The organism is Thalassobius sp. Cn5-15 (assembly GCF_022347685.1).
Classification (GTDB): domain Bacteria; phylum Pseudomonadota; class Alphaproteobacteria; order Rhodobacterales; family Rhodobacteraceae; genus Thalassobius.
Genome location: NZ_JAKRGF010000008.1, coordinates 83966 through 110149, shown reverse-complemented (window position 1 = coordinate 110149; position 26184 = coordinate 83966). Strand labels below are relative to the sequence as shown.

Here is a 26184-nt window from a genome sequence, read left to right as displayed (position 1 = left end):
TTTTGGGATCAGCTTAACGCAAACTGAGGCGCCTGCAAACGGCACAGTTGCGGCTGGGGATCACATTCCGCTTATGTCGCAGGAATGGGCTGCTCTTAGATCAGCAAGGCCAGCATTAAGGGCAGGGCAACAATGGACATCACGGTGGACACAACCACCAAACCTGCGACAGATCCAGAATCAGCGCCGTATTTTTCCGCCAGCAGGTAAGAGGAGACTGCAACAGGCGTGGCGATCTGGATGATCAGCACTGCTGCCGCCACTGGATCCAGCTGGAATGCCTGTGCAATTGCCCAAGCGATTCCAAAACACAGCACGTATTTCACCGCTGAAATCCACGCCGCCTGTCCAATTTGCCCTGGGGACAGCCGTGCCACGGCAACGCCCAGCGTGATCAGCATCAGCGGAATCGCCATTTGCCCGATCAGGTCGAGCGTGTTGGTCAGAAACACTGGTGTTTCCCAGCCCTGCCACAGGAACAAACCGCCCAGCAGGGTCGCTGCCACCAAGGGTTCGCGCAGCACCTTGCCAAAGGCGCCTTCGCCTGCGACCAACCATACACCGAAGGTAAAGGACCAGACCGCCATGACAGCAAAGACCACCACCGCGTAACTCAGCCCCACCTCACCAAAGGCAAACAGCGCTAAGGGCAGTCCAAGGTTGCCGGTGTTGCCGAAAATAACGGGCGGCAGGTAGGTTTGTATGTCCAGTTTTGCCACTTTAACCAATAGGAATCCCGCCACTGTCATCGCCCCATAGGCTGCGATGGCCGCCAGCGTCAGATCGGCAAGTGCCTGCGGTTCAATCTGGGTTTTCATCAAGGCGGTAAAGATCAGACAAGGGATCGCAAGGTTCATCGCCAGCTGGATGACAAAGCGCAGCGGAAACTCCAACCCCGCCTTGATCCAGATAAATCCGATGGCCGCTAGCAGGAACACCGGCGCTGTAATTTCCAGCACTGTCAGGACAAGGTTCACAGACTGTTTCCTCCCAATTTGGCGTCCAGCAATGGACAACCCCCCCCGGAAAGGTCTATCTCTGAGGTATGGGGGCTGCAAGCTGATGCTACGATCACGTGCAAAATATCATTTGGGACAGGTTGTCCGTCACAAAAAACACCCGTTTCGCGGCGTGGTTTTTGACGTCGATCCCGAGTTTAACAATACCGAGGAATGGTATCGTTCCATCCCGGAGGATAGTCGCCCGCGCAAGGAACAGCCGTTCTACCATCTGCTCGCTGAAAACGAGCAGAGCTATTATGTCGCCTATGTGTCTGAACAGAACCTTGTTGCGGACTATTCCGGCGAACCGGTCAGCCATCCGGATATTCCCGACCTTTTCGGCCCGTTTGAGGACGGGCATTACCCGTTGCACTTTTCGCTGAACTAAGCGCTGCAAAGCCCGCAAAACATAAGGCCCCGGAGTTACGTCCGAGGTCTTTTCGTTTGTGATGCGTGATGAAGTTAATACCCCAGCGCACAGCCATCTTTGCGCGCGTCAGAGGCCCCGATCAGCAGGTCATCTTCAATCCGGATCGCCTGCGCGCCGCCAATGGGGATCCTGGGCACCTCCACCTTATGGCCCAGATCGGTCAGCTCTTGGCGCACCTGATCGCTATAGCCATCCTCTACTTTCATTATACCAGCGTCGGAAAAACAGCGCGGGGCATCAATGGCGGCCTGCGGGTCCATGCCGAAATCCACCATGTTAGAGACGAAGCGCGCGTGCCCGTTCGGCTGATAGGCACCGCCCATGACGCCAAAAGGCATCAACACCTTGCCGTTCTGGCGCAGCATGCCGGGAATGATGGTGTGCATCGGGCGCTTGCCACCTGCCATCTCATTCGGGTGGCCTTCCTCTAGGGTGAAACCCGCGCCGCGGTTTTGCATCAGGATGCCAAACTTCTCTGACGCGATGCCGGATCCGAACCCGTGGAAGATTGAATAGATCAGCGACACCGCCATGCGGTCGCGGTCTACCACCGTTATGTAAATCGTGTCCTTATGGACCGCCTCTGATAGGGCAGCGGGGTCCGCCATGGCGCGTTTGGGGTCGATGAGTGCGGCCAGTTTTGCAGCCGTGTCCGGCGACAGCATATGGTCCAGCATATCAGTCATCGCGACATCCGCGATAAAGCGGTTGCGCGCGTCATAGGCCAACTTCGCCGCTTCAGCTTCAATATGCGCACGGGCAGAGCCGAAGGGATCCATTCCCGCAATGTCAAAATGCTTGAGGATATTCAGCATCAGATTGGCTGTAGCGCCCTGACCGTTCGGCGGATGTTCGACCAGATCAACGCCGTTGTAATCGCCGCTGACCGGATCGGTGTAATCACAGCGGTTGGAGGCAAAGTCCGCCGCCTCATGCACGCCGCCGCGATCTCGCAGGCAGGCGATCATATCCTCGGCCACTTCACCTTCATAGAATGCGCTGCGGCCATCGCGGGCGATGCGGCGCAACACCTCCGCCTGCGCGGGGGAGGCAAAGCATTGGCCAATCTGTGGCACCTCACCATTGATCAGGTAGTGCTGGCGGCCATGCCCCTGCAGGATTGCGGCACTTTCGGACCAGTCAAAGGCTACGCGCGGGGCCACCGGCACGCCCTCGTCCGCATAGCGAATGGCAGGTGCGAGAAGTGTGTCCAGTCCCATTTTTCCGTGATCTGCGCTGAGCGTGCAGAAAGCGTCTATGGCGCCGGGGACGGTCACCGCCTCTGGTCCGGTCAATGGTACAGCGGTCAGTCCGCGGTCACGCAGCGCGCCGGCGCTGGCTGCCTGTGGCGCACGACCCGATCCGTTGAGGGCAAGGATGTCATTTGATCCGGCAGGGGAAAACAGTGCAAATAGATCGCCACCGATGCCCGTCATCTGAGGTTCGCAGATCCCCAATAGCACCGCACCCGCAATCGCCGCATCCATCGCGTTGCCGCCCCGTTGTAGGATATCGACGGCGGCCTGTGCCGCCAGCGGGTGCGACGTCGCGCAGATCCCATTGCTTGCATAAACAGCCGAGCGGCCTGGCTGATGAAAATTACGCATTTCGTTATCCCTTGCTCATCAAAATAACCTAGGGGTGGACTGCGTGATATCAAAGGGAAAGTTCCTCGATGCCGCGCACTGGGTGGGGGCTGTGATGTCACGGCATCGAGGCAAGCTTATCAGCTAGTGACCTGACTATGACTGCGATTTACGACTGTTTTTGGGGAGAATTGGGGCGATTTTGTGATTGTCGATGGAGCATGCCATATTTTGCTAGGATTTTTATGTGGTTTCTACGGATCGCGCCTGCAGGTGTTTTTTGTTTTGAACAGTCGTTCAATTAATGCACAATAGCATCAAATTCGGTCTGCTGAACCTGTGCAAACCGATGTGGAGGAGGATCAAGAGATGAAATCAGTGGTTATCGCAGGTGCTGCGCGCACGCCTATGGGCGGTTTTCAAGGCGTCTTTGACGGGGTAGAGGCCGCAACACTTGGCGGTGCAGCGATCCGTGCGGCATTGTCTGATGCAGGTGCTGGCACCGTGGATGAGGTGCTTATGGGCTGCGTTTTACCTGCAGGTCAGGGGCAGGCGCCTGCGCGTCAGGCAGGTTTTGCCGGTGGTTTGGGCGAAGAGGTGCCCGCCACCACGCTGAACAAGATGTGCGGATCGGGCATGAAGGCGGCGATGATGGCCTTTGACCAGATTGCATTGGGTCACGCCGATACGATGATTGCCGGCGGGATGGAGAGCATGTCAAACGCACCCTATCTGGCGCCCAAGATGCGCGCGGGCGCGCGGATCGGCCACCAGCAGATGCTGGATCACATGTTCCTTGATGGTCTGGAAGACGCCTATGACAAGGGCCGCCTTATGGGCACTTTCGCCGAAGACTGTGCCGAGGCGTTCCAGTTCACCCGTGAGGAACAGGATGCTTATGCGCTTGGCTCGCTTTCCAACGCTTTGGAGGCTGAAAAAGCGGGTGCGTTTGATGGGGAGATTACGCCCGTTACCCTGAAAACCCGCAAAGGTGATCAGGTCATCACTGCGGATGAACAGCCCGCCAAAGCACGCCCCGAGAAGATCCCGCAATTAAAACCTGCGTTCCGCAAGGACGGCACGGTGACGGCGGCAAATGCCTCGTCAATTTCGGATGGCGCGGCAGCGTTGGTCATAGCCTCGGCCGAGGCGGCAGCAGCGCAAGGCTTGCAGGTTCGCGCCCGCATTCTGGGCCACGCCAGCCATGCTCATGCGCCTTCGCTCTTCCCCACCGCGCCGGTACCTGCGGCGCGTAAACTGCTCGATCGTCTGGGGTGGTCGGTTGAGGATGTGGACCTGTGGGAGGTGAATGAGGCCTTCGCTGTGGTGCCTATGGCCTTCATGCGGGAACTCGGCATTGCGCGTGACAAGGTGAACGTCAATGGCGGGGCCTGCGCGCTGGGTCACCCCATCGGCGCGTCAGGCGCACGTATTCTGGTGACGCTGTTGAATGCGATGGAAAAACGTGGTCTGAAACGCGGTGTCGCAGCGATCTGCATTGGCGGTGGCGAAGGCACCGCAATTGCAATCGAACGGGACTGACACCTTGCCTGACGCAGGAAAGGTTGTGGAGTTTGGCGCCACATTCCCAGCCCCCTGCGTCAGAATATGTCAGGAGAAGAGACATGCGCGTTAACTACGACGATCTGACCAAAACCATTGCCTCTTTGGTTGAGGGCGAAACAGACGAAGTGGCCATCATGGCCACCCTCGCCTGCGAGGTGCACCATAGCGACGATCGGTTCAATTGGACCGGCTTTTACCGGGTGACCGAGCCAGAGTTGCTGAAAATCGGACCCTATCAGGGCGGCCATGGCTGTTTGGTGATTCCGTTTGCCCGCGGTGTTTGCGGTGCAGCGGCCCGCACCGGCGAGGTGCAGCTGGTCCCTGATGTAGAGGCGTTCCCCGGCCACATCGCCTGCGCTTCCTCCACCCGATCAGAACTGGTGCTGCCAGTTTGGAACGGTGCAGGGCAGCTGATCGGGGTCTTTGATCTGGACAGTGATCTGCGCGATGCCTTCACGCAGGAAGACGCCGATCAACTGGCGCTGATCCTCAAGCACAGCTTTGCCGTATCAAAGCGCTGATGTTGTGAGAATGAGATGACAGATGTGCTAAATGGCAGCTGCGCCTGCGGGCAGATTCAGTTTACCTGCCGCGCCACACCCAAGGGCGCGGCGGTCTGTCATTGCAGTCAGTGTCGAAAGATGTCGGGGCATGCCTGGGCCTCTGCCCATGTGCCGCGAACGAGTTTTGAGATGACCGGACCGGTCAAATGGCTGCGGTTGAGTGAGCAGGCAGAGCGAGGGATATGTCCAGATTGTGGATCATTCCTGTTCTGGGTTGGGGTGGGGCACCCTGATTTCATCAGCTTTGCTCTTGGATCAGTTGACGGGCCGACCGGGGTTGCATTGGGGCGCAATATCTTCGTGTCGGAAAAGGCCGATTACTATCCGTTAAACGATGGCCTTATTCAGGAGCGTTGACAGGAACGGGAGGCTGTCGCTCAGACCGCAAATCTGCGGTCTTCCCTTTTGCTGATGCAACCGATAGGGCGAACCCAAGAGGAGAGAGCCCATGGCAGACAAACGAGCACAGAACGTCGATACCCCGCAGGGGCTGCTATATGCCTTTGGTGCTTATTTCATTTGGGGTTTTCTGCCGATCTATATGAAAGCGGTGGAACATATCCCAGCGATTGAGGTGGTGGCGCACCGCGTTGTTTGGGCGGTGCCTGTTGCGGCGACGCTGCTATTTTACCGGCGGCGTACGGCGGATTTGATTGCTGCGCTGCGCGCGCCACGCATGCTGGCCATGGCCTGTGTTACCGCCCTGCTAATCTCGGTTAACTGGGGCATTTACATTTGGTCGATTTCTGCTGATCGGGCGCTTGATGCTGCACTTGGCTATTATATCAACCCGCTGTTTTCTGTCGCCATCGGCGCGGTGCTGCTGGGTGAGGGGTTGAGCCGCACCCAGTGGATTGCCATTGCACTGGCTGCTGCTGCCGTTAGCGTGCTGTGGTATGATGCGGGCACCCTGCCGTGGCCCGCCGTCGGCCTGACAGTGACGTGGGGGTTCTACGCCTTCTTTAAGAAATCGCTGCCCATTGGTCCCAATCAGGGTTTCCTGCTGGAAGTGCTTATTCTATTGCCCTTCGGCATCGGCTTTCTCGGCTATCTGGCGGCAACGGGTCAGGGCCACTTCACCAGCGGTGCTGGCACGACGGTATTGCTGATTGGGCTAGGTCCAATGACGGCCATTCCACTTCTACTTTATGCGAACGGTGCCAAACTGCTGAAGTTGTCGACCATCGGCATCCTGCAATATGTTGCGCCGACGATGATCTTCCTTGTCGCTGTGTTCGTCTTTGGCGAACCCATGGGACAGGCGCGGATGATCGCCTTCCCGCTGATCTGGGCCGCGCTGGTGGTCTACACGGTGCCGATGGTGCGGGGATTGCGCAAATCACGCGGCTAACTTGCCTGCACGCGCGCGCCGTCGTATCAGCGGGCCATGGAAATCACACCCTACGCCCCGCCGAATGACCCGCTGGAGATCCTGCATGAGGATCATGAGATCGTGGTGGTCAACAAACCCTCCGGCCTCTTGTCTGTGCCGGGGCGTGGCGAACATTTATCTGATTGCCTGCTGAGTCGTGTGCAGGCGGTGTTTCCGCAGGCGCTTTTGGTGCACCGGCTGGACCGTGACACCTCTGGGGTGATGATCTTTGGCCTCACCCCACACGCACAGCGCAATCTGTCTATGCAGTTTGAAAAGCGCACGACGAAGAAAAGCTATGTCGCCCGGGTTCATGGCCGGATCGAGGAGAAGACAGGCACCATTGATCTGCCGCTGATCGTCGACTGGCCCAACCGCCCGCGCCAGATGGTGTGCCATGAAACGGGCAAAGAGGCCGTGACACTGTGGCGGGTGCTGAAAGCATCAGATGCTGAGACCCGCGTGCGGCTGACGCCGAAGACGGGCCGCAGCCATCAGCTGCGCGTTCACATGCTGTCGCTAGGGCATGTGATCCTTGGTGATCCGCTTTACGCCACAGGGGAGGCCGCGGAGCATCCCCGCCTGATGCTGCATTCCGAAGAGTTGCGGGTGAACCATCCCGAAAGCGGGAAGGGTATGTCGTTTAGGGCAAAAGCGCCGTTTTGATTCTCAGAATTCGGACTAACTGCCAATAAAAAAACCGGGACGTTTCCGGCCCGGTTTCCTGTGTGTCGTTGACCTACGGCTTACGCCTCAGTCCAGCCGGCGATGGATTTCACCTCGAGGAAGTCCTCAATCCCCCAGCTGCCGCCTTCGCGACCATTGCCGGATTGTTTCATACCGCCAAAGGGTGCACCAGCGCCGCGGCTTTTGCCGTTGATTTCCACCATGCCCGAGCGCAGCTGGCGTGAAATGCGGTTCGCGCGCTCACCATCCTGCGTCTGGATGTAGTTGGTCAGGCCGTAGACGGTGTCATTGGCCATCTCTACCGCGCCCTCTTCGGTGTCGAAGGGAATGATCGCCATCACGGGGCCAAAGATTTCTTCCTGTGCGATGGTCATGTCGTTGGTTACATCGGCAAAGATCGTCGGGCGAACGAAGAAGCCTTTGTTCAGGCCCTCCGGGCGGCCCAGACCACCGGCGACGACACGGGCGCCTTCGTCAATGCCTTGCTGGATCAGGCCCTGAATTTTGTTCCACTGGGCCTCATTCACCACGGGGCCGATGTGGTTGCCTGCCTCATGGGCGCTGGCCACCTTAATGCTGCCGGCAACCTCTGCCGCCTCATCGACGACGCGGTCATAAATGCTGCGCTCCACCATCATGCGGCTTGGGGCGTTACAACTTTGGCCGGAGTTTTCCATCATCCGGCGCACGCTGCGTTTCACGGCCTTTTCATCCGCGTCGGCAAACAGCAGGTTCGCGCCCTTGCCACCCAGTTCCAGATGCACACGTTTCAGCGTCAGCGCGGCGTTCTGCGAAATGGCGATGCCAGCACGGGTGGAACCGGTGAAGGACACCATATCCACGTCTTTGTGTCCGGTCAGCGCGGTGCCAACACCAACACCGTCGCCGTTCACCAGGTTGAATACACCGGCGGGGAAACCTGCTTCGTCCATGAACTCGGCGAACAGCATGGCGTTCAGCGGGCTTTCCTCAGAGGGCTTCAGAACCATGGTGCAGCCTGCGATCGCTGCGGCGATCACTTTCAACACCACCTGATTCATCGGCCAGTTCCACGGGGTGATCAGGGCGCAGACGCCGACCGCTTCCATCGCGATACGGTCGTTCGGGGCATGGGCCCCCAGCGGTTTGAAGAAATCGAAGTTCTTTGCCGCCTTGATGAAGTTTGCGGCGTGGTAGGATCCAGCACCCGCTTGCGACGCTTTGGCCATATCAATCGGCGCACCCATTTCCAGCGAAATCGCCGCGCCCATTTCGTCGCTGCGGCGCTGGTAAATCTCGAGGAATGTCTCCACCAGCGCGATACGCTCTTCGACTGGGGTGTTCATCCACGCAGGGAACGCGGCTTTGGCGGCAGCAACTGCGGCATCTACGTCGGCAGCACCGCCCATAGAGATAACAGCGCAGGCCTCCTCGGTGGAGGGATCAATGACGTTGTGATCCTTGCCTTCAATCGGGTTTACCCAGGCGCCGTTGATATAGAACTGACGTTTCTCGATCATAAGATGACCTCCATGAGACGCTAAAGCGTAGGTTGTTTTCGCGCAGGACCACCGTAAGTATGGTGAAATCCAGCCAGATTCCCGCGCACTGTGTCAGGCGTTTTCAGCACGCGCAAGACCGTGTGGTCACGTCACTTACAGAATTTGATCAAATTATCAGAAGGTCAAGGGAAATGTCCTGAAAATTCACGGTTGCGTGCGTCGCTGGGCTGGTGAATATGCAGTCAGCACCATCAGCGGGATCTCTGACCTCCCGCGCTATTCCACTCTGTAGATTGACCCGAAAGGACACTGAAATGGGCCTGCGCATCAACGACATCGTTCCGAATTTCACTGCTGAAACCGATCAAGGAACTATTTCCTTCCACGATTGGATTGGTGACAGCTGGGCGATCCTGTTTTCCCACCCCAAGGATTTCACCCCCGTCTGCACCACCGAATTTGGCGCGGTTGCACAGCTGGCCGACGAATGGGCGAAGCGCGGCACCAAGGTCATCGGCGTGTCCGTTGACGGCGTCGAAGATCACAAAGGCTGGAAAGGCGACATCGAAAGCTTCGCCGGCGCCACTGCAGGGTTCCCGATCATTGCCGACGAAGGTCTGGAAGTGTCGAAACTGTTCGACATGCTGCCCGCAGACGCCTACCTGCCCGATGGCCGCACCCCTGCAGACAGCGCCACTGTGCGATCTGTCTTCATCATCTCACCGGACAAGAAACTGCAGCTGACCATGACCTACCCGATGTCGGTTGGCCGCAACTTTGCCGAGGTGCTGCGCGCGCTGGACGGTTTGCAACGTACCTTTGGTCAGCCGCTGGCAACGCCCGCCAACTGGGAAACCGGTCAGGACGTGATCGTTGCACTGGCACTGGACGACGCTGCGGCTGAAGAGAAGTACGGCGCGCTGGACAAAAAACTGCCCTACCTGCGCTTTGCCAAGAACCCTGTCTAAGGGTTCGTCCTCGTCGGAAACGTGAACGCCCCGGCCGTGAGGTTCGGGGCGTTTTCAGTTTGGGTGTTATTTCGGCTGTCCGAAGTGTCGGATAAGTTCGGCTATGGCGCGATCATTGCCATTATCGTTGTCCTGCCCGTGATTGTTTTGCCGCAGGCTGACATCCTGCGAACTGGGCCATTCCAGAATGCGCCGTTTGGGGCCCAGATGATGCACTTGCGTGCCTGCCATGCGGGCCATCCAGTAAAACCAGATATCATCTGTACCGGGGCACAGCCGCGTGAAGGTTTCGGCGTCTGTCACCTGAGAGTGCAGACAACGTGGTGGGTACAGGACGCCGCTGACGCCGGTGGCAAACACATCCACCCCAGCGCCTGCGGTGCCGATGTTTTTTTGCCACTGGCCATAGGGCAGCATCTGGCCGTTAGCGTCATAGCCCACGCGGTGTGAACGATGCGAAATCACATGGCGCGAGTGTTGCTGCGCGCCAGTGACGAGTTTTTCCAGCCAGTCCGCCTCATAGTAGACGTCATCATCGGCCGTGGCGATGTAACGGTCGGGGTCGTCGACCAGCGCATGGATCAGTTTGTTGTAGGGGCGCAGTTCATCACAGGCGCGGATGCTTAAACCCTGCTCCTGCAGCTGCAGAATCTCAGGGGTGAGCGCATCCATATCCGCATGCGCGACCCATAGGATCACCGCGTCCGCTTTAACACTCTGTTGTAGGAGGCATTTCAACGTCAGAGGAAGCGTTTCGAAGCGCTTGGGAAAACTGGTCAAGGACACCACCAGCGGCGCATCCAGCCCATGCGCGCGGGGGGTCACACGCCGACGCGACAGCTCATGCTGGCTGCGACGGACGCGCTGGCGCCATTTCAGTGCGGAAAACCAGTTCTTACTCGACATTTGTTAGCCCGCATTCATCCATTGCGATTTCAACCACGATACATCCCCGATCCGGCGATACCACTTGCCGCCTTTGCCATTCAGCGCGTCATCCATCTTGGGCGATCCGGCAAAGACCACGATGCGGGCACCTTTGGGCAGACTGGGGTCGTTGAAATAGCTGGAAAAACCGCGCGGCACACAGTGGTTTTTGAAGCTGACGCACCATTCTTGTGGCCAGTAGTGCAGGTTGCCGTGTTTTGCCAATTGATCGCTCTGGAACTGCTGACTGATCTCAAATCCTGCGGTGGCGGCGCTGGGATCGGCGACGAAGGCGTCCAGAATGTAGCTGTGTTCCCCCACTTCATAGCGGAAGACAGAACTGTTGCCGACAGAATGCAGGAAGGCATCACGTTTCGGATTTACCTTGCGCAATGGTTTTGCGCGGAACAGGTCATCGTCGCGAATAATGCGGAAGGCGCCGTCCATTTCAAACAGAGGCTCCAGATCATCCACGATCACCAGATCCAGATCCAAAAACAGCGCTGTGCCTTTCAGGCCGAACAGGTCCTTGCGAAACAGCGCCAACTTTTGCCAACGGGTATCCTTATGGCCCTTCGGCAGGCCCAGTTCGGGTAGCGGCATCGCCTCGATGCCCTCGTCCAGCCCGGCTGCATCATCGGTAAAACAGATGAAACGATGCGGGCGCTTCAGGTGTTTTTTCACCCCGCGGGCCAGATTGTTTACGTAATGGGGCCCATAAAGCGTGCCCCATTTCATCGTCAGGATCAGTACAGGTTCCAATGATTTATCCTACGCGTTTCGCGATTTTCTTGCGCCAGTGTTCTGCACGGAAATGGCGCATCGGGTGTTTGGAGCTTTTCTGGGTCAATGTCGCACGGTCCGCGCTTATGGTTGAGGGAACCTCGTCTTCATCAGGGTGATTGATCAGCTTTGGATAGGTCGCCCAAGCGCCAACTGTGTAGAGATCGCAGGGCCAATCTGCTGCGTGCGAGATCGGTGTGGTTTCGGCCAGCAGCTTTCGGGCTGCGTTCTGCGATACCGCGTAGCCGGTGGTGCGGGTGGAGCGGGCAAAAAGCTGGTGCAGCTTGACGCCTGCTGTGACGGTTTGCTCGCGCCACCGCGATACGGACACACGGATATAATCGAACACGACCATATCTTTGCCTTCGGCATCGCCAGCGCGAACGAAGTCACCAAAGGACGGATGCGGGATGGCGTCATCTTCCAGAATGATCGCGCCGGGCAGGCCTTCGGTGACGATTTTCTCATAGAGAGTGCGGTGGGACAGGGCGCAGCCATATTCGCCCGCACTCATATCGCGGCGCATGCGTTTGCGTGTTTGCGGGCGGTCCACCAGGTGTTCCAGCGCGGCAGGCACGCCTTGGCGGGCGTCAATGGCGGGAAACATCTGCGCTGTCAGACCCTGTGCCTGAAGTTGATCCATCAGGTCCTGGCGCCGTTCTGCGGCGTCTTCCAGACTGATGACGAAAATGGGGTATGTTCCGGGCATGGATAGAGACCCTGTATCCTGTCGTTTGGGCGGGCCGTGGCACCTGTAGCCCCATTCCACCCCTGCAATTTCAGCGACATTACACTGCAATCGAGACAGATGGTATGCCTGATACGCGCCTTAGGCTGGTGTCAGCTGTAACCTGCGTCGGGTCGACATCTTCTTGCGCATCAGACGTTCCACGCGTTGTTGTAGGACAATCAGTGGGATGTCCGGCTGCGCTGCCGTGTGCACCCGTGCCAAACCTTCGCGCAGCAATGTTTCTTGGTGCTTGCGTGGTGATTTCGTGATGAAAAAGGCGCAGAGGTGTTCCAACAACCATTCCTGCCGCGGCTTCACGTAGGACGCGTACTGCCAATCGATAAGACTGTAGTCGCTTCCATCAGTGGATCCTGGTGCGATCATCAGGTTCGCATCGCGAAAATCGCCGTGGTAAATGCCAGCGTTATATTGCGCTACGATGGCGGGGATTGCCAAAGTGGCTGCCGCAAGGAAATCACCTTTTTCTTCAGATAATTGGCTGATGTCTTTGTATCCGGTCAGATCATTGGTGATCAGCCCGCTACCCTGCACCAGTCCAAGCCAACGCGCGTGGAAATAGCCATAGGGTATCGGTGCTGCGATACCGCGCCGACGCGCGCGTTCGCCGTTCAAAAATTCGCGGTATGCGTATTTCCGGTAGCGCAGCATCGAGCTGACTTTACGCAGCGGAAACATTTTGGCGATCAACGATGGATGCGAGCGCCCTGCGGGCAGTCGCAGGACTAACCTTTGATGCGCAGACTTCAAAACTTGTGCCTTCTCTGGCGCAACTGTTCGAGTCGGATCAGGCAAGACCGACAGGACGTGTTGCCGAAGCGATGGCTCCAAGTCTTCGGGGATATACACTTCAAGATGTTTGCTGGGGTATTTTTTCAGAATTATAGGCATGGAATAGAACTTTCGAAGCGCCAGTTATGCTGGAGCAGCGGCCTGAATACCGATCAAGGTGACATGCGCAAGGGGGAAGCAGCGACGCGGCAGTGCATTTTTCTCAACGTGTGCTTTCAGACGGGGCGTTTCAAATCTCTGTTGATCAAAGAATTGTGAGCATCCCCCAAAGCAAAAGCCCCGGCCAATGGCCGGGGCTTTCTCATCTCATCGAAGGGCAGATTACTCTGCGTCTTCTTTCTTGGCTTCTTCGCCGGTTTCCTGATCGACAACTTTCATCGACAGGCGCACTTTGCCACGGTCATCAAAGCCCAGCAGCTTGACCCATACCTCTTGGCCCTCTTTCAGGACGTCGGAGGGGTGGTTCAGGCGGCGGTTTTCGATTTGCGACACGTGCACCAGGCCGTCACGCTTGCCAAAGAAGTTCACGAAGGCGCCGAAGTCGACGATCTTCACAACTTTACCTTTGTAGACCGCACCTTCTTCCGGCTCTGCGACGATCGAGTGGATCATCTCATAGGCCTTCTTGATGCACTCGCCATCGGGCGAAGCGATCTTGATGATGCCGTCGTCGTTGATGTCGACTTTGGCGCCCGAGGTTTCAACGATCTCGCGGATCACCTTGCCGCCGGAACCGATCACTTCACGGATCTTGTCGGTGGGGATCTGCATGGTTTCGATGCGCGGAGCGTGGACCGAGAAGTCAGAGGTGCCGGACAGCGCCTTGTTCATTTCGCCCAGGATGTGCATCCGGCCATCTTTGGCCTGTGCCAGAGCTTTTTCCATGATCTCAGGCGTGATGCCTGCAACCTTGATGTCCATCTGCAGCGAGGTGATGCCGTTTTCGGTCCCTGCCACTTTGAAGTCCATGTCGCCCAGGTGATCTTCGTCGCCCAGAATGTCGGACAGGATCGCGTAGGACCCGTCTTCTTCCAGCACCAGACCCATCGCAACACCGGCAACAGCCGACTTCAGCGGTACACCTGCGTCCATCATGGACAGTGAGCCACCACAGACCGATGCCATCGAGGAGGAACCGTTCGATTCGGTGATCTCGGAGACAACGCGGACGGTGTAGGGGAAATCGGTTGCGGCGGGCAGAACAGCCTGCAGCGCACGCCATGCCAGTTTGCCGTGACCAATCTCACGACGACCGGGGGAACCAACGCGGCCCACTTCACCAACCGAGTAGGGCGGGAAGTTGTAGTGCAGCATGAAGTTCGAACGGTAGTTGCCGTGCAGGGCGTCGATGATCTGTTCGTCGTCGCCGGTGCCCAGGGTGGTCACAACCAGACCTTGGGTTTCGCCACGGGTGAACAGGGCCGAACCATGGGTCCGCGGCAGCATGCCGGTTTCCGCAACGATCGGACGGATCTGATCCAGTGCACGACCGTCGATACGCTTGCCTTCCTTGACAACAGACCCACGCAGAACAACCGATTCCAGCTTCTTCAGCGCGGAACCGAGGTTGGCGTCTTCTTGCTGTTCTTCGGTCAGACCGGCAACGATTGCGTCGCGGGCGGCGCCAACAGCGGCAACACGTTCCTGCTTGTCGGTGATCGCGTATGCGGCGCGCATCTGCTCTTCACCAGCGGCTTTCACCACTTCGTAGAGGTCCGAATAGTCGGGGGCGACAAATTCAAACGGCTCTTTCGCTGCATCTTCGGCCAGATCGATGATCAGGTCGATGACCGGCTGGATCTGTTCGTGGGCGAAGTTTACCGCGCCCAGCATTTCCGCTTCGGTCAGCTCATAGGCTTCCGATTCAACCATCATCACGGCGTCTTTGGTGCCGGCGACAACCAGATCAAGGCGCTGATCGGGGTTGTTGCGCAGCTGATCCATGTCGTCCACGGTCGGGTTCAGGATGTATTCACCATCCTCAAAGCCAACACGGGCACAGGCGATCGGGCCACGGAACGGTGCGCCCGAAATGGTCAGCGCTGCAGAGGCTGCGATCATCGCAACAACGTCGGGGTCATTGACCAGATCGTGCGACAGCACGGTGCACATGACCAGAACTTCGTGTTTGAAGCCGGGAACGAACAGCGGGCGGATCGGACGGTCGATCAGACGTGCGGTCAGTGTCTCTTTTTCGGTTGGGCGCGCTTCGCGCTTGAAGAAACCGCCGGGGATTTTACCCGCAGCGTAGTATTTTTCCTGATAGTGAACGGTCAGCGGGAAGAAATCCTGACCGGGTTTCGGTGCCTTTGCGAAGGTCACGTTGGCCATTACGGAGGTCTCGCCCAGAGTGGCGATGACGGTGCCGTCGGCCTGACGGGCCACTTTGCCCGTTTCCAGAGTGAGGGTCTCTTCGCCCCACTGCATCGATTTGGTCGTTACGTCAAACATATGCGTATCCTAGTTGGCAGCGGTTCGAGCGTATCCCGATGCTGCCTTGTGTAAATGGCGGCCCCATTGCCGCCGACCCCATTATCTTCATGTCCGAGTGCCAGGGTCCGGGCACAACGTCTCAGATAGCGCGGCCTTACATGTTTTCGGGCTGTTTTGAAACAACAATCAGACTCCTGCCGTTTGACTGCGCGCCAGCGTCGCGGCTTCGGCACGATCCAGACGGGCCAGCGCCTCTGCCTCGCTGGCGCCTTTGGCTAAGGCGCGGGTCCAGATCCGACGGCAGGAATGGGGCGACCATGGCAGAACTGCCTCGCGGACCCACGCTCGTAAGGGCGCTGGCAGAGTGTCAAAATCCCGCATCGGATCACCGCGACGTGCCCGCCGTGACAGCCCGGTCTCGCCCAGATTGTTTTTAGATTTTGTCGTGCGGCGCGTGCCCCTCATTCGGCGGCCTCCATGTCACGGGTTGGGTGACGCCACAGCGGGAACGGATCGGGCAGATCGGCGAATTGATCCAACGTTTCAGCTGTCGCCTCAACACACAGGCAGGCGTCCAGCTCTGCGCGCAGCGCTGGCCAGTCGATGCCAGCCCCAATAAAGACCAGCTCTTGCCGCCGGTCCCCGAACGGTTCGCGCCAGTGCTGTTGCATATAATCCTGCAGGCCCGGATGATCCGGCCAACGCTCCTGCGGAACCGAGGCCCACCACGTGCCAATCGGCCCCACGGTCGAGAGCGCCCCAGCCATCGAATATTCCGCAACAAACATCGGTCGCGTGACCAGCCACATATGCCCCTTGGCACGGATCACACCGTTCAGCGGGCCGTTCAGAACCGCATGCACCTTGGCCGGATCAAAGGGCGCGTGGGCGCGGTAGACGTAGGATCCAACGCCGTATTCCTCTGTCTCTGGCACATGGTCGGCATGACCGTACAGCTCTTTCGCCCATTGGGGATGCTGATAGGCGCGGTCAAAATCAAAAAGGCCGGTGTTTAGCAGGGCCTGCGGATCGACCTCGGAATAATCGGCTTCGATAATCCGCGCGTCGCCGTTGAGGCTGCGGATGATCTGACGGGCGGCCTGCGTTCTTTCCGGGCCTGCGTCGCTGACCTTGTTCAGAACAACGACATCGGCAAATTCGATTTGATCGGTCAGCAGATGGACCAGCGTGCGATCGTCATCTTCGCCCGCGGTTTCGCCGTGATCGGCCAGAAAGTCATGGCTGGAAAAGTCACGCAGCAGGTTCACCGCATCGACGACGGTGGCCATCGTATCTAACCGCGCCACCTGTGACAGGCTTCGGCCCTCTTCATCCTCAAAGGCGAAGGAGGTGGCGACGGGAATCGGTTCCGAAATGCCGGAGGATTCGATCAGCAGGTAGTCAAAGCGCCCCTGTTCGGCCAGCTGGCGCACTTCGATCAGCAGATCCTCCCGCAGGGTGCAACAGATGCAGCCGTTCGACATCTCCACCAGTGTTTCATCGGTATGGCTGAGGCTGCCGGTGTCACTGCGCACCAGATCGGCGTCGATGTTTACCTCTGACATATCGTTCACAATCACCGCGATGCGCAGGCCCATGCGGTTGTTCAGAAGGCGATTCAATAGCGTGGTTTTACCCGCGCCAAGGAAGCCGGACAGTACGGTGACCGGTAGGCGGGTGTCGGTCAGATCGGGCGAACGATGATCAGGTTGGTGGAGATCAGGCATGGGGAGAACCTCTGTCGAATCCAAAATGTAATAACATAACATATAAGGTCGGGACCGAGGCAAAGACAAGCCCCGCCAGCGATGGCTGACGAGGCTTGTTGGTTCGGTTTTTAGGCAGATTGGTGCGCTCAGGCCTCTTTGCGGCGTATCGGGTGGCCCGTTAGCCCGTAGGCCTTACGCGCGGTGACCAGCCGCAGGTCGTCGGGATCCATGCCCATCGACAGGATGGTTTGGCGATCAAACCGTTCCTTGGCCTGTTCACGGTCATAGGCTGTGCCAAATAGCCGGTCGATCCAGCCCATACCAAAGCTGACGTGAAACGTGGTCTCATGATCGTTGAAATGATGGCGCAGGTGGCTACGGGTGACACGTTCGCCAAACCAACCCTTGGGCACCTTCACATGGGCCAGTGTGTGGCAATATTCATAGAAAGTGAAGGCGGTTACCGACCCAACGGTCAGCGCAATAAAGGGCCACAGCAGCGCCATCTGCCAGCCGAGGAAATACCAAAGAACCAGAAAGTGCACCACCAGCGACTGGCTGGCGAATTTCACCGGATACCAATGCTGATCGCCGGTGAAAAACTCTGGGTTGTTGGGAAATTCGTGATGGCCGATATGGCTGCGGTACAGTTCGTTGAATGGGCTTTGTTCGCTCGGTGGCTCGCGGTGGTATAGAAAACGGTGCATCGCGTATTCGACGACAAACTGCGCCACCATGCCGTACACAATCGCCAGCAGAAACCATGGTGTCCAGAACACCACGATGGCAATCAGCCCGGCAATCCACAGGGGCAACAGCCGGTGCAGCGTGCCCATGTTCATCAAAATTCGTATAGTTGGTCCCATGATCATCCTCCTCTGATCATCTCCTGATCCAAGGGTAGCATGGAATTGCCACCTGACAGAGATAGACTTGGCGTAAACGTGACGTCCCAACCGACTTGGCGATCAACTTGTTTGGCGTAGGCAGGCAATAAAAAACGCCCCCTCCGACAGGAGAGGGCGTTTCTGGATCGGAAAGATCCGAAAACCTTAGCGACGCAGGCCCAGACGTTTGATCAGGTCAGCGTAACGGGCTTCGTCTTTGCCTTTGAGGTAGTCCAGCAGCTTACGACGCTGTGCAACCATCATCAGCAGACCACGGCGGCCGTGGTTGTCTTTTTTGTGGGTTTTGAAGTGCTCGGTCAGGGTCGCGATGCGCGACGACAGGATAGCAACCTGTACTTCGGGCGAACCGGTGTCGCCTTCTTTGGTTGCGTATTCTTTCATGACGCGTGCTTTTTCTTCAGCAGTGATCGACATCGGGGATCTCCTAAGTTTAAGGGTTCAGGGCACAAGCCGGGATGTCGTCCAGACGAGGTCCTATGGAGGAATCGCTAGGGTCAGGCCCAAGCGATGCGTGCTGTTACGGGAAAATTGCGCTGAAGGGAAGGGAAAAGACCTGTTTCCAGGGTATCTGCGCTGAGGGAACGATCAAGCGGCGCCGCGTGGGTCGGGTAGCAGGCGGATATCGGCACTGTTGGGATCATCGACACCGTGTAGCAGTGCGACCTGTTGGTTTTGCAGCCAGACCTCTAACCCGCCATCGGGAGCCTGCGAAGGGCGCAGGTCCAGATCCGGTGCGTCGCCGCCAGTGTCCTGATAAAATAGCACCAGCGTGTCGGCAGCGGTATCAAAATCCATCACTTCGGCTGTTTGCTCCGTGCCTTCTGGGCCGTTGACCTCAGTCACCAGCGTATCTGCGCCGTCGCCGCCGCTGACCACATCGGCGCGGCCAAACTGGATGATATCCGCACCACCGCCTCCGTTGAGGAAATCGCTCGTGTTGTCATCTCCGCCGAGCAGCAGATCGTCGCCCGACCCACCAAAGAGCACATCCGCCCCCGCACCGCCCAGCAGCGTGTCGTCGCCAAGACCACCCTGCAGGCTGTCATCGCCAGTCTCACCGTTCAGGCGATCTTGCCCGGCGCCACCGAACTGGGCGTCGGATCCTTCGCCGCCGCGCAGCTGGTCGTCCCCGTTGTGGCCATAGAGGTGATCGTCCCCCGCGTCGCCGTGCAACTGATCATCGCCATCGTTGCCATGCAGCGTGTCATCGCCCGCACCGCCCCACAAGTGGTCCTGCCCGTCTCCGCCGAGCACCTCATCCGTGCCGTCGCCTGCGACGATCAGATCGTCACCACCATAGCCATGCACACGGTCGTTACCCGCGCCGCTTCTGATGTAATCTGCATCTGCGTCGCCCGTCAGAATATCATCATCTGCGCTGCCAAAGACGGGGGTGCCCGCGTCTGTGAGATCTGTATTTGTATGGGTAGCACCATCGGCGATCAGCCGGATCAGATAGGCGCTGGGATCGGTTTCGGGATCATAGGGGGTATCGCCAGCAGTGTCTGCTGCACGGCCATCCTGTGACGCGTCATTGTCGTTTGAGGGGTCATCATGCGCATCGGGCATTCCAACCAAGCCGGCCAATGCGACTCCAGCCACCAACGCGCCCAGCATTCCTGTGAAAACTAGCATATCGCGATCACCATTTGCCCGCCTACCTTTACAGATCGGCCCCATTCACCCAGTCCGTAGTCTGCGGGATCCGCTGCGGTCGGTCAAAACGGAACGAATCAAATGGTTAATATGGTCGCTGCAGTTGGACGGCCTCTCTGGATCAGTTGGCTTGCTCGTTGCCGCCCACGGCACGCTCGAACTCTTCTGACAGGATCACCATCCAGTCGCCGATCAGAGGCAGGAATTCAAACTGCGATAGCCACCAGCCGATCATAGAGACCAACAGGGTTGCACCGATGACAGAGCCAAGGCCAAAAGCCAGTCCGCGCATGAATTGAAACCCCAACAGACGCCAGCGAGAGTTCTGCACTGCGACGAACCGATGATTGTTGAACCGCTCGACCTCGGCGGTCAGGCGGCGGATGGCGTCCTCTTGGGTATTGTGGGCGCTTGTTTGCGGTGTCTTTGTCGGCTGATCCATCAGGCGGTTCCCCCTTGTTCGGGGATGTCCCACAGTTCGGGTTGTTGTGTGTAAGCGATGTAAAGCGGGTGTTTGGGATGTCCTGCCTTGGTCAGACCCAGCGCATAGACAGGCTGACCCGTGGCGCGCAGTAGGGCAGCCACATGGGCGCCGCGGTTCAGGTGGTCACCATGGCTGCCCCATGCGGCGATGATCTGGTCGGCCCAGTCACAGCCTTCAAGGATAGCGCTGTCATTGGCCTCACCAATGGGGTCAGCGGCGGCGCGCATCGCCTTTGGATCGGTGTCGCGCCAGGCGAAGATGTTGGTCACGCGAAATGCCCCGAACCCCAGCGCTCGTGCACGGCGTTCACAGCGTTCCACTGTGGGATCGTTTTGCACCTCTGTCGCGGTTGACGGGTTCAGCATCACAAACAGGGCCTTCTGCCCTCCCGAATCCCAGATTCGCGTCAACTGATACCTATAGCGTTCACAGTCAGAGTAGGTGGCGGTGGACAGGGCGTCGCCCTTTTGGAAATCGCGTGTGATCATCCGCTTTATTGGCCATATTTCTGACGTTAGTGCAATCGCCTGTGGCGGAAAGCCCTATGTGACAAGGCGTGATAAGGCCTTGGCCCTGTAGGGTTGGCGTCGTTTGTCGTCAGTTAGATGACTCATGCCTCCCTTAGGGATGTGCTAGATTTATCCCATAAGTCGACTACGACAACCGATGTGAGGTTTAACGATGACACTCTTGATTTTGATCAGCGCGATGATGGCCGGTGCTTACGGCATGACGGCTCTCGATGATGCGGATCAAGCGGATCAAGAGACGCACTCAGATGACGTAGAAGCGTCGGAAGCGACCCAACAGGACGACCAGCAGATTATGGATCTGGCCGAACTGCTGAACGGCGGTCGTGGTGATGACGTTCTGGCTGGGGGCAGCGGGGACGACACACTGTTTGGCTCAGACGGGGCAGATACGCTGGACGGCGGTCAAGGGGACGACTTGCTGTTTAGCGGCTCCGATGACTTTTATCGTGACGATTGGAATCACCAGCCCGGCGAAATCAGCCTGACCGACAATGACGGCGACGTCATGGATGGCGGCGAAGGCGATGACATCCTGTATGTCGGCCCGAACGCAACCGCCACCGGCGGCGAAGGCGAAGACACTTTCAAAGCCTACGCTGATAACTACTTCGGTGATAACGAAGCCGCAGTGATCACCGATTTCACTATTGGCGAAGACAAGCTGGAAATCGACTACGCGCTGCATGAAGGCGTCTACACCACTGATTTCAGTACAAAAGATGCGGTTGATAGCTTCATGATCGAACATGACGCTGACACCGACACCACAGTTGTTGAGATGGACGGTGATGAGGTTCTGCGCCTGAACGGTGACCAGACCGCGATGACGGTTGCTTTCTACGACGCTGAAACCGACGCGGACGCGCCGGTTTGGCTGGACGTTGAAGGCAACGAAATCACCGCCGAGGAGGGCGAAGCCGCTGATTTGATCCTGACCGCCCGCCCGTTGGAGGCATTGGTTGGCGAACGCAGCTGATCTAATTTCGTCCCGATTAAGCTAAAATTCACTGGAATCACCGCACCCTCATCAGACTGCTTGTTCTGGTGAGGTTTTGCGTATGTCCCCCCTGTTGCTGTTGTTGCTGGCTGTCCCCGTTGCGTTTGGCCTGATGATTTCTGATGCGGTCATGAGCTTTGTTGAGGATCTGGAGGAGGCGACAGCGCTGCCGCCTGATGGGCAGGGTGGCGGTGAGCGCGATGATCCGCCTGTGCAAGAGGTCGCGCGGCCCGCGCCCGACGGCACCTTGGGGCTGTTTGATCTGCTCGCCACTGCCTCAGGCGTTGGTCAGACGCAGGTCACAGGTGGCGAAGAGGAGGACCTGCTGGCGGCGATCGTTTTGTCGGACGTGGTCAAAACCCATCAGTTAGAGACTGATCTTGGATCTGATCCGCTAAAGTGTGGCGTGGAGCCCACCGCCTCTGATCCCTTCGTCGTTGAGCAAGGCGCAGATCAACTTGCCCTTCTCTTTCAGGAGGAGGCAGGCGGTGCCCGGTCGATGATGGCCGAGCTGATATTGCGCTATGATCGTGATGCGGATGCCACCACGCTGGAAGCGGGTGATCAGGTGCTGATCGCGCTGGCGGGGGACCAGACGGCATTGTCGCTGGCCTTACAGGCCACAAAGACGGAGGGCGGGCCGCATTGGATGGACGTGGACGGTCAAGACCTCTCCGCCGCGGAGGTGGCGACGGCGGATCTATTGTTAATCGCCTGTCAGCATTGCGAACAGCCGCAGATTGTGGGGGCCTAAGCGGTTGATCTTACCCGCGTACAAACACGCGGCTAGGGTGCAGTTCACCGGCCTTGAATACCCCAACAGCAATCGCTTCGCCGTTCAGGCTGGCCCAGCATTCATCGCCGTATTCCACGTCCGTTGCGATCACCAGACCGGGGTTGCCATTGCGCAGTTTGGCGGCGCCTTGTTCGGTGGTTTTCACCTCTGGCAGGTCCGCCAAACCCTGTTCCAGCGGCAGCAGGTGATCGTCCAATTCAGGGGTACGCGCCAGCTCTTCGATCTGCTCAAACGTCAGACCGTCTTCGGCCTCAAACGGGCCGGACCAGATGCGGCGCAGATGCAGCACGTGGCCATGACAACCTAATGCCGCGCCCAAATCGCGGGCGATAGAACGCACATAGCCGCCTTTGCCGCAGACCATTTCCAGCTCCACATGGTCGGCATCGGGACGGTCGGTCATCACCAATTCGTCCACCCAGAGGGGGCGGGCGGCGATTTCAAAATCCTCATCGCCACTGCGGGCCAGTTTGTAGGCGCGTTCACCGTCGATCTTCACCGCCGAAAACTTCGGCGGCACCTGCATGATGTCGCCAAGGAAGGCGCCAAGTGCGGCCTTGATATCTTCATCTGTCGGGCGATCGGCGCTTTCGGCGATCACCTCGCCTTCGGCGTCATCAGTGTTGGTCGCCTGCCCCAGACGTACCACAAACCGGTAGGCTTTCAGCGCATCAGTGATGAAGGGCACGGTTTTGGTGGCTTCGCCCAAGGCGACGGCCAGAACGCCGGTCGCTTCGGGGTCAAGGGTGCCTGCATGGCCAGCCTTCTTCGCGTCCAGCGCCCAGCGGACCTTGTTGACCACAGCGGTCGAGGTCATGCCTGCCGGTTTGTCGACCACCAGCCAGCCCGAAATGTCACGCCCCTTGCGCTTGCGTCCCATGATGATCCCCGATTTGTCGTGAAAACTAGAGTGGCGCGCCAGTTACCGCAGCGGGGCTGGTGTGTCAAATTGTGCCTGCCACATTGGGGTGCTGTTTTGGCCACTGATCACTCCGCCAAAGGCACAGTCACACCGATCATAGGGCCCACGGGAAATCCCAGATCGGCTCGGCCCTCAGCAGGCAGGTAGATTCGAGAGACCTTGCCATCCAAAAACAGCGCGTTGGGCAGTTTCAGATGGTCGCGAAACAACAGTCCGAAATCGTGAAAATTCACCCGCGAGTCGGAAATTGCAAAAATCACGCGCTGCCCGTCCGCAGAGCTGCCAACGCCGTTGCGGATATAACGTGAGGTGCCGCCGGGAATGAAACGGGGGTGCAACTGTCCGTCAATCACCAGCATCGGCCCCGATTGGGTGGCATAGCGGCATTGGGGGCTTTCTTTCGCAAAGCGCAGCGTTTCCACCACATCGGCGCGACCGTCGCGGATGCAGAACACACCATTGGGCAAAAGACCAAAGTTGCCATCGCTGGCCCCGGTCAGCAGGCGGGTCTGTTCCATGCCGTCCTCGACATAAAGGCCCACTGGCGCGCGATCGGAGTGATACATGCCGCCGTTCATCGCAAAACTCAGGACACGCCCCTCATTCGCCAGCATCTGATCAATGCGACCATAGCTGCCCAACACCCCGCGGGCATCACTGTGAAACAGACGCAGGTCCTCCGACGCTGGGTCAACCTCACACACTGTGTAGGGTGTGCCTAAATAAGAAAGGCGCTGGCATTCCAGAGTCCAGGCAGGGGATGCCATAACGGTGAGCGCCAGCGTGATTAGGGCAAGAAACCGGCGCATTACAGATTAGCTTTCGATTGCGTCGTCGTCAGACTCACCGTCGGGCTTGTCCAGATCGCGACGCACGTCTTCGCGGTTCAGCAGCGCGCGGGTCTCATCCATCCGGTCAAAGGAGGTGTCGACCTTGAACCGCAGTTCTGGTGCGTGTTTCAGACCGCATTTGCGGCCGATCAGATGGCGCAGCTCGCCTTGATTGCGGGCCAGAATCTTGACCGCTTCGTCGCCGTCTTTGCCGCCCAGTGGCAGCACATAACAGGTCGCCACGCGCAAGTCAGAAGTGATCTGCACCTCGCCCACCGTGATCGACATGCGGGCAAGCGCATCATCATGCACCTCACCTCGCATCAAGAGGTCAGACATCGTCCGGCGGATTAACTCGCCGACGCGCAATTGCCGGGTGCTGGGCCCGGCGCTGTATGAATTTCCTTTGGCCATAGGCTGCATCTAAGGCGTCATGGCACCTTTGCCAAGCGGGCAATGCTGCTCTATGCAGGCAAAAACCAAGTTTTCAGGAGTGTGAGAGCCATGACCAACCTGCCGGGAATCGTTATAACGGGCGCATCGGGTCGTATGGGACAGATGCTTATCAAGACTGTGCTGGACAGCGATAAGGCTAAGCTGGTCGGCGTGGTGGAACGCACGGGCCACGACTGGATTGGCCGCGACGTTGGTGCCTGTATGGGCGGCGCAGACGTTGGCGTGACCGTCACCGATGACGCGCTGGCGGCCTTTGCACAAGCGCAGGCGGTGATTGATTTCACTGCACCTGCCGCGACAGTGGAATTTGCAGCATTGGCCGCGCAGGCGCGCGCGGTACATGTCATCGGCACCACCGGCATGGATGACGACCATCTGACGAAACTGAACGCCGCATCGCGTCATGCGACGATCATCCGCGCGGGGAACATGTCGCTGGGTGTGAACCTGTTGGTGCAGCTGACCAAGAAGGTCGCCGCCGCGTTGGATGAGGATTTTGATATCGAGGTGATCGAGGCGCATCATAATCAAAAGGTCGATGCACCATCGGGCACCGCCTTGATGCTGGGTGAAGCGGCGGCTGAGGGGCGCGGTGTTGATCTGGCGGACGTGCGCGATTCGGGCCGTGATGGCATTACCGGCGCGCGCAAGAGAGGCGATATCGGTTTCGCCGCCATCCGTGGTGGCGATATTGTGGGCGAACATGATGTGCTGTTTGCTGCCGCCGGTGAACGCATCGTGCTGCGGCATATGGCGACCGATCGCGCCATCTTTGCCCGTGGGGCGCTAAAGGCGGCGCTGTGGGGGCAGGGCAAGGCGCCCGGTGAATATGATATGATTGATGTGTTGGGTCTCTGATCAACGAACACTCAAAATTTGGCACAGATCTTGCGAGGTGGGGGCGATGTCCCTCACCTCGTGGTTTTTAAATGCTGCTGCGCACCTGCCTGTTTCTGCTAAGCTTTATTCCCCTTGCCACCCTCGTGTTGCCGCCGGTGCCGCAGGCGCAGGCCGAAGGTTTTTTCACCATGAAGGACCGCGAGGATTTCCTGCTGCAGATGTCGGGAAAATATATCAGCCAGACAGGCCTTTGGATGCGGTTTGACGATCTGGGGCAGGTTAAGGGCCGCGTTTGGGGGCGGCCGCTGCTGGGCAATTGGGAATGGCGCGATGGGCAGCTGTGTAAACGGGTGTTCTATGGCACCATTGATCAGGGCGAAACCTGCGGCATCGTCCGATCCAGCGGCGCGACGTTGTATATTGTGCCGGATAAGGGGCGGGGCGAGCGGGAACGCTACAGCATTGGAATGGACTAAGGCGGCGCTGCTGCCCTAGCGATCAAAAATCTACCGCGATGCCCTTCTTTTCCCAGTCGCCATAGCGCACGGGTTCGGGGCCATCACGCCCGCCCAGTTCTTTGGGCAGTGCGTCTGCCTCGGCGGCTTTTTTGCGGCGTTCTTCCGCCTCGGCCAGTGCACGCTGGGCGGCGGCGGGCAATTTTTTCTCAATCTCGCTCATTCATGTGTCCTTTCTAAGGAACTATAGCGCTGATATAC

At 58.4% G+C, this 26184-nt stretch carries 30 protein-coding genes; 11 read left to right on the top strand and 19 right to left on the bottom strand.

Features of this window, described 5'->3' with window-relative positions; translation table 11 throughout:
- Positions 1–95: 95 nt before the first annotated feature.
- Positions 96–977 carry an AEC family transporter gene (locus tag MHM86_RS15400; protein WP_239201086.1) on the bottom strand — a complete coding sequence of 294 codons (882 nt, stop codon included), beginning with the start codon at positions 975–977 and terminating at the stop codon, positions 96–98.
- Between the two features lie 85 nt (positions 978–1062).
- Between MHM86_RS15400 and hspQ the strand changes: the two genes are divergently transcribed.
- Positions 1063–1389, top strand: a complete 327-nt coding sequence (gene hspQ, locus MHM86_RS15395) for a heat shock protein HspQ (protein ID WP_058319219.1) — start codon at positions 1063–1065, stop codon at positions 1387–1389.
- 74 nt (positions 1390–1463) lie between these two features.
- Here the strand turns inward: hspQ and MHM86_RS15390 are convergent, their stop codons facing one another.
- Positions 1464–3038 (bottom strand): gamma-glutamyltransferase family protein, encoded by a 1575-nt coding sequence (locus MHM86_RS15390; protein ID WP_239201085.1) that lies wholly within the window; start codon positions 3036–3038, stop codon positions 1464–1466.
- A gap of 348 nt (positions 3039–3386) precedes the next feature.
- On the opposite strand from MHM86_RS15390, the gene MHM86_RS15385 reads away from it, so the two are divergent.
- The 5 genes from MHM86_RS15385 to MHM86_RS15365 all read left to right on the top strand — a co-directional run bounded on the left by MHM86_RS15385 (position 3387) and on the right by MHM86_RS15365 (position 7184).
- The gene (locus tag MHM86_RS15385; protein ID WP_239201083.1) at positions 3387–4559 is read left to right on the top strand and encodes an acetyl-CoA C-acyltransferase; all 1173 of its coding nucleotides are present in this window, start codon (positions 3387–3389) and stop codon (positions 4557–4559) included.
- Positions 4560–4642: 83 nt separating this feature from the next.
- Entirely contained in the window at positions 4643–5104 is a 462-nt protein-coding gene (locus MHM86_RS15380; RefSeq protein WP_239201081.1) for a GAF domain-containing protein, read from the top strand.
- A 120-nt stretch (positions 5105–5224) separates the two neighbouring features.
- Positions 5225–5503 carry a GFA family protein gene (locus MHM86_RS15375; protein ID WP_370644192.1) on the top strand — a complete coding sequence of 93 codons (279 nt, stop codon included), beginning with the start codon at positions 5225–5227 and terminating at the stop codon, positions 5501–5503.
- A gap of 91 nt (positions 5504–5594) precedes the next feature.
- Entirely contained in the window at positions 5595–6497 is a 903-nt protein-coding gene (rarD, locus tag MHM86_RS15370) for an EamA family transporter RarD (RefSeq protein WP_239201079.1), read from the top strand.
- Positions 6498–6533: 36 nt separating this feature from the next.
- The gene (locus tag MHM86_RS15365; RefSeq protein WP_239201076.1) at positions 6534–7184 is read left to right on the top strand and encodes an RluA family pseudouridine synthase; all 651 of its coding nucleotides are present in this window, start codon (positions 6534–6536) and stop codon (positions 7182–7184) included.
- 80 nt (positions 7185–7264) lie between these two features.
- Here MHM86_RS15365 and MHM86_RS15360 read toward each other — a convergent pair whose 3' ends face one another.
- Positions 7265–8704 (bottom strand): aldehyde dehydrogenase family protein, encoded by a 1440-nt coding sequence (locus tag MHM86_RS15360; RefSeq protein ID WP_239201075.1) that lies wholly within the window; start codon positions 8702–8704, stop codon positions 7265–7267.
- A gap of 296 nt (positions 8705–9000) precedes the next feature.
- Here MHM86_RS15360 and MHM86_RS15355 point away from each other — a divergent pair, with 296 nt between their 5' ends.
- Positions 9001–9654, top strand: a complete 654-nt coding sequence (locus MHM86_RS15355; RefSeq protein ID WP_239201074.1) for a peroxiredoxin — start codon at positions 9001–9003, stop codon at positions 9652–9654.
- Between the two features lie 66 nt (positions 9655–9720).
- On the opposite strand, the gene MHM86_RS15350 is transcribed toward MHM86_RS15355, so the two are convergent.
- The 12 genes from MHM86_RS15350 to MHM86_RS15295 all read right to left on the bottom strand — a co-directional run bounded on the left by MHM86_RS15350 (position 9721) and on the right by MHM86_RS15295 (position 20582).
- Positions 9721–10560: a glycosyltransferase family A protein gene (locus MHM86_RS15350; RefSeq protein ID WP_239201073.1), complete on the bottom strand. Its 840-nt coding sequence runs from the start codon at positions 10558–10560 to the stop codon at positions 9721–9723.
- A gap of 3 nt (positions 10561–10563) precedes the next feature.
- Entirely contained in the window at positions 10564–11343 is a 780-nt protein-coding gene (locus MHM86_RS15345; RefSeq protein WP_239201069.1) for a hypothetical protein, read from the bottom strand.
- 4 nt (positions 11344–11347) lie between these two features.
- The gene (locus MHM86_RS15340; RefSeq protein WP_239201067.1) at positions 11348–12073 is read right to left on the bottom strand and encodes a glycosyltransferase family 25 protein; all 726 of its coding nucleotides are present in this window, start codon (positions 12071–12073) and stop codon (positions 11348–11350) included.
- Between the two features lie 120 nt (positions 12074–12193).
- Positions 12194–13003 carry a lipopolysaccharide kinase InaA family protein gene (locus MHM86_RS15335; RefSeq protein ID WP_239201065.1) on the bottom strand — a complete coding sequence of 270 codons (810 nt, stop codon included), beginning with the start codon at positions 13001–13003 and terminating at the stop codon, positions 12194–12196.
- A 222-nt stretch (positions 13004–13225) separates the two neighbouring features.
- Entirely contained in the window at positions 13226–15355 is a 2130-nt protein-coding gene (gene pnp / locus MHM86_RS15330; protein WP_239201063.1) for a polyribonucleotide nucleotidyltransferase, read from the bottom strand.
- Positions 15356–15523: 168 nt separating this feature from the next.
- Entirely contained in the window at positions 15524–15802 is a 279-nt protein-coding gene (locus MHM86_RS15325) for a DUF6525 family protein (RefSeq protein ID WP_239201061.1), read from the bottom strand.
- Positions 15799–17025, bottom strand: coding sequence for a GTP-binding protein (locus tag MHM86_RS15320; protein ID WP_239201127.1), 1227 nt, complete (start codon positions 17023–17025; stop codon positions 15799–15801). Before MHM86_RS15320 ends, MHM86_RS15325 begins: the two co-directional genes overlap by 4 nt.
- A gap of 167 nt (positions 17026–17192) precedes the next feature.
- Positions 17193–17912 (bottom strand): sterol desaturase family protein, encoded by a 720-nt coding sequence (locus MHM86_RS15315; protein WP_239201059.1) that lies wholly within the window; start codon positions 17910–17912, stop codon positions 17193–17195.
- Between the two features lie 186 nt (positions 17913–18098).
- Positions 18099–18368 (bottom strand): 30S ribosomal protein S15, encoded by a 270-nt coding sequence (gene rpsO, locus MHM86_RS15310; RefSeq protein WP_058319234.1) that lies wholly within the window; start codon positions 18366–18368, stop codon positions 18099–18101.
- A 171-nt stretch (positions 18369–18539) separates the two neighbouring features.
- Positions 18540–19589, bottom strand: a complete 1050-nt coding sequence (locus MHM86_RS15305; RefSeq protein WP_239201057.1) for a calcium-binding protein — start codon at positions 19587–19589, stop codon at positions 18540–18542.
- Between the two features lie 142 nt (positions 19590–19731).
- Positions 19732–20052 carry a DUF5665 domain-containing protein gene (locus tag MHM86_RS15300; protein WP_239201056.1) on the bottom strand — a complete coding sequence of 107 codons (321 nt, stop codon included), beginning with the start codon at positions 20050–20052 and terminating at the stop codon, positions 19732–19734.
- On the bottom strand, positions 20052–20582 hold the full coding sequence (locus tag MHM86_RS15295) for a DUF1643 domain-containing protein (protein WP_239201055.1): 531 nt from the start codon (positions 20580–20582) through the stop codon (positions 20052–20054). Before MHM86_RS15295 ends, MHM86_RS15300 begins: the two co-directional genes overlap by 1 nt.
- A 193-nt stretch (positions 20583–20775) precedes the next feature.
- Between MHM86_RS15295 and MHM86_RS15290 the strand changes: the two genes are divergently transcribed.
- Both MHM86_RS15290 and MHM86_RS15285 read left to right on the top strand, forming a co-directional pair.
- On the top strand, positions 20776–21603 hold the full coding sequence (locus tag MHM86_RS15290) for a hypothetical protein (protein WP_239201054.1): 828 nt from the start codon (positions 20776–20778) through the stop codon (positions 21601–21603).
- 82 nt (positions 21604–21685) lie between these two features.
- Positions 21686–22378, top strand: coding sequence for a hypothetical protein (locus MHM86_RS15285; RefSeq protein WP_239201053.1), 693 nt, complete (start codon positions 21686–21688; stop codon positions 22376–22378).
- A gap of 10 nt (positions 22379–22388) precedes the next feature.
- Here MHM86_RS15285 and truB read toward each other — a convergent pair whose 3' ends face one another.
- The 3 genes from truB to rbfA all read right to left on the bottom strand — a co-directional run bounded on the left by truB (position 22389) and on the right by rbfA (position 24586).
- Entirely contained in the window at positions 22389–23300 is a 912-nt protein-coding gene (gene truB / locus MHM86_RS15280; RefSeq protein ID WP_239201052.1) for a tRNA pseudouridine(55) synthase TruB, read from the bottom strand.
- Between the two features lie 107 nt (positions 23301–23407).
- Positions 23408–24151, bottom strand: a complete 744-nt coding sequence (locus MHM86_RS15275) for a phosphodiester glycosidase family protein (RefSeq protein WP_239201049.1) — start codon at positions 24149–24151, stop codon at positions 23408–23410.
- A gap of 6 nt (positions 24152–24157) precedes the next feature.
- Complete coding sequence (gene rbfA, locus MHM86_RS15270) at positions 24158–24586, bottom strand: 30S ribosome-binding factor RbfA (protein ID WP_370644191.1); 429 nt, start codon at positions 24584–24586, stop codon at positions 24158–24160.
- Between the two features lie 90 nt (positions 24587–24676).
- Here rbfA and dapB point away from each other — a divergent pair, with 90 nt between their 5' ends.
- Together dapB and MHM86_RS15260 are read left to right on the top strand one after the other, a co-directional pair.
- Positions 24677–25486 carry a 4-hydroxy-tetrahydrodipicolinate reductase gene (gene dapB, locus MHM86_RS15265; protein WP_239201047.1) on the top strand — a complete coding sequence of 270 codons (810 nt, stop codon included), beginning with the start codon at positions 24677–24679 and terminating at the stop codon, positions 25484–25486.
- A 71-nt stretch (positions 25487–25557) separates the two neighbouring features.
- Positions 25558–25944 carry a hypothetical protein gene (locus tag MHM86_RS15260; protein ID WP_239201046.1) on the top strand — a complete coding sequence of 129 codons (387 nt, stop codon included), beginning with the start codon at positions 25558–25560 and terminating at the stop codon, positions 25942–25944.
- 22 nt (positions 25945–25966) lie between these two features.
- On the opposite strand, the gene MHM86_RS15255 is transcribed toward MHM86_RS15260, so the two are convergent.
- A complete protein-coding gene (locus MHM86_RS15255) occupies positions 25967–26146 on the bottom strand; it encodes a DUF1674 domain-containing protein (RefSeq protein WP_239201045.1) in 180 nt (59 codons plus the stop codon).
- Positions 26147–26184: the final 38 nt, after the last annotated feature.

What these genes read in the sequence shown, in the direction of transcription:
- hspQ (WP_058319219.1), top strand. Translation starts at nt 1,063, where the DNA reads ATGCTACGATCACGTGCAAAATATCATTTGGGACAGGTTGTCCGTCAC.
- MHM86_RS15390 (WP_239201085.1), bottom strand. Translation starts at nt 3,038, where the DNA reads ATGCGTAATTTTCATCAGCCAGGCCGCTCGGCTGTTTATGCAAGCAAT.
- MHM86_RS15385 (WP_239201083.1), top strand. Translation starts at nt 3,387, where the DNA reads ATGAAATCAGTGGTTATCGCAGGTGCTGCGCGCACGCCTATGGGCGGT.
- MHM86_RS15380 (WP_239201081.1), top strand. Translation starts at nt 4,643, where the DNA reads ATGCGCGTTAACTACGACGATCTGACCAAAACCATTGCCTCTTTGGTT.
- MHM86_RS15375 (WP_370644192.1), top strand. Translation starts at nt 5,225, where the DNA reads ATGTCGGGGCATGCCTGGGCCTCTGCCCATGTGCCGCGAACGAGTTTT.
- rarD (WP_239201079.1), top strand. Translation starts at nt 5,595, where the DNA reads ATGGCAGACAAACGAGCACAGAACGTCGATACCCCGCAGGGGCTGCTA.
- MHM86_RS15365 (WP_239201076.1), top strand. Translation starts at nt 6,534, where the DNA reads ATGGAAATCACACCCTACGCCCCGCCGAATGACCCGCTGGAGATCCTG.
- MHM86_RS15360 (WP_239201075.1), bottom strand. Translation starts at nt 8,704, where the DNA reads ATGATCGAGAAACGTCAGTTCTATATCAACGGCGCCTGGGTAAACCCG.
- MHM86_RS15355 (WP_239201074.1), top strand. Translation starts at nt 9,001, where the DNA reads ATGGGCCTGCGCATCAACGACATCGTTCCGAATTTCACTGCTGAAACC.
- MHM86_RS15350 (WP_239201073.1), bottom strand. Translation starts at nt 10,560, where the DNA reads ATGTCGAGTAAGAACTGGTTTTCCGCACTGAAATGGCGCCAGCGCGTC.
- MHM86_RS15340 (WP_239201067.1), bottom strand. Translation starts at nt 12,073, where the DNA reads ATGCCCGGAACATACCCCATTTTCGTCATCAGTCTGGAAGACGCCGCA.
- MHM86_RS15335 (WP_239201065.1), bottom strand. Translation starts at nt 13,003, where the DNA reads ATGCCTATAATTCTGAAAAAATACCCCAGCAAACATCTTGAAGTGTAT.
- pnp (WP_239201063.1), bottom strand. Translation starts at nt 15,355, where the DNA reads ATGTTTGACGTAACGACCAAATCGATGCAGTGGGGCGAAGAGACCCTC.
- MHM86_RS15325 (WP_239201061.1), bottom strand. Translation starts at nt 15,802, where the DNA reads ATGAGGGGCACGCGCCGCACGACAAAATCTAAAAACAATCTGGGCGAG.
- MHM86_RS15315 (WP_239201059.1), bottom strand. Translation starts at nt 17,912, where the DNA reads ATGGGACCAACTATACGAATTTTGATGAACATGGGCACGCTGCACCGG.
- rpsO (WP_058319234.1), bottom strand. Translation starts at nt 18,368, where the DNA reads ATGTCGATCACTGCTGAAGAAAAAGCACGCGTCATGAAAGAATACGCA.
- MHM86_RS15305 (WP_239201057.1), bottom strand. Translation starts at nt 19,589, where the DNA reads ATGCTAGTTTTCACAGGAATGCTGGGCGCGTTGGTGGCTGGAGTCGCA.
- MHM86_RS15300 (WP_239201056.1), bottom strand. Translation starts at nt 20,052, where the DNA reads ATGGATCAGCCGACAAAGACACCGCAAACAAGCGCCCACAATACCCAA.
- MHM86_RS15295 (WP_239201055.1), bottom strand. Translation starts at nt 20,582, where the DNA reads ATGATCACACGCGATTTCCAAAAGGGCGACGCCCTGTCCACCGCCACC.
- MHM86_RS15290 (WP_239201054.1), top strand. Translation starts at nt 20,776, where the DNA reads ATGACACTCTTGATTTTGATCAGCGCGATGATGGCCGGTGCTTACGGC.
- MHM86_RS15285 (WP_239201053.1), top strand. Translation starts at nt 21,686, where the DNA reads ATGTCCCCCCTGTTGCTGTTGTTGCTGGCTGTCCCCGTTGCGTTTGGC.
- truB (WP_239201052.1), bottom strand. Translation starts at nt 23,300, where the DNA reads ATGGGACGCAAGCGCAAGGGGCGTGACATTTCGGGCTGGCTGGTGGTC.
- MHM86_RS15275 (WP_239201049.1), bottom strand. Translation starts at nt 24,151, where the DNA reads ATGCGCCGGTTTCTTGCCCTAATCACGCTGGCGCTCACCGTTATGGCA.
- rbfA (WP_370644191.1), bottom strand. Translation starts at nt 24,586, where the DNA reads ATGGCCAAAGGAAATTCATACAGCGCCGGGCCCAGCACCCGGCAATTG.
- dapB (WP_239201047.1), top strand. Translation starts at nt 24,677, where the DNA reads ATGACCAACCTGCCGGGAATCGTTATAACGGGCGCATCGGGTCGTATG.
- MHM86_RS15260 (WP_239201046.1), top strand. Translation starts at nt 25,558, where the DNA reads ATGCTGCTGCGCACCTGCCTGTTTCTGCTAAGCTTTATTCCCCTTGCC.
- MHM86_RS15255 (WP_239201045.1), bottom strand. Translation starts at nt 26,146, where the DNA reads ATGAGCGAGATTGAGAAAAAATTGCCCGCCGCCGCCCAGCGTGCACTG.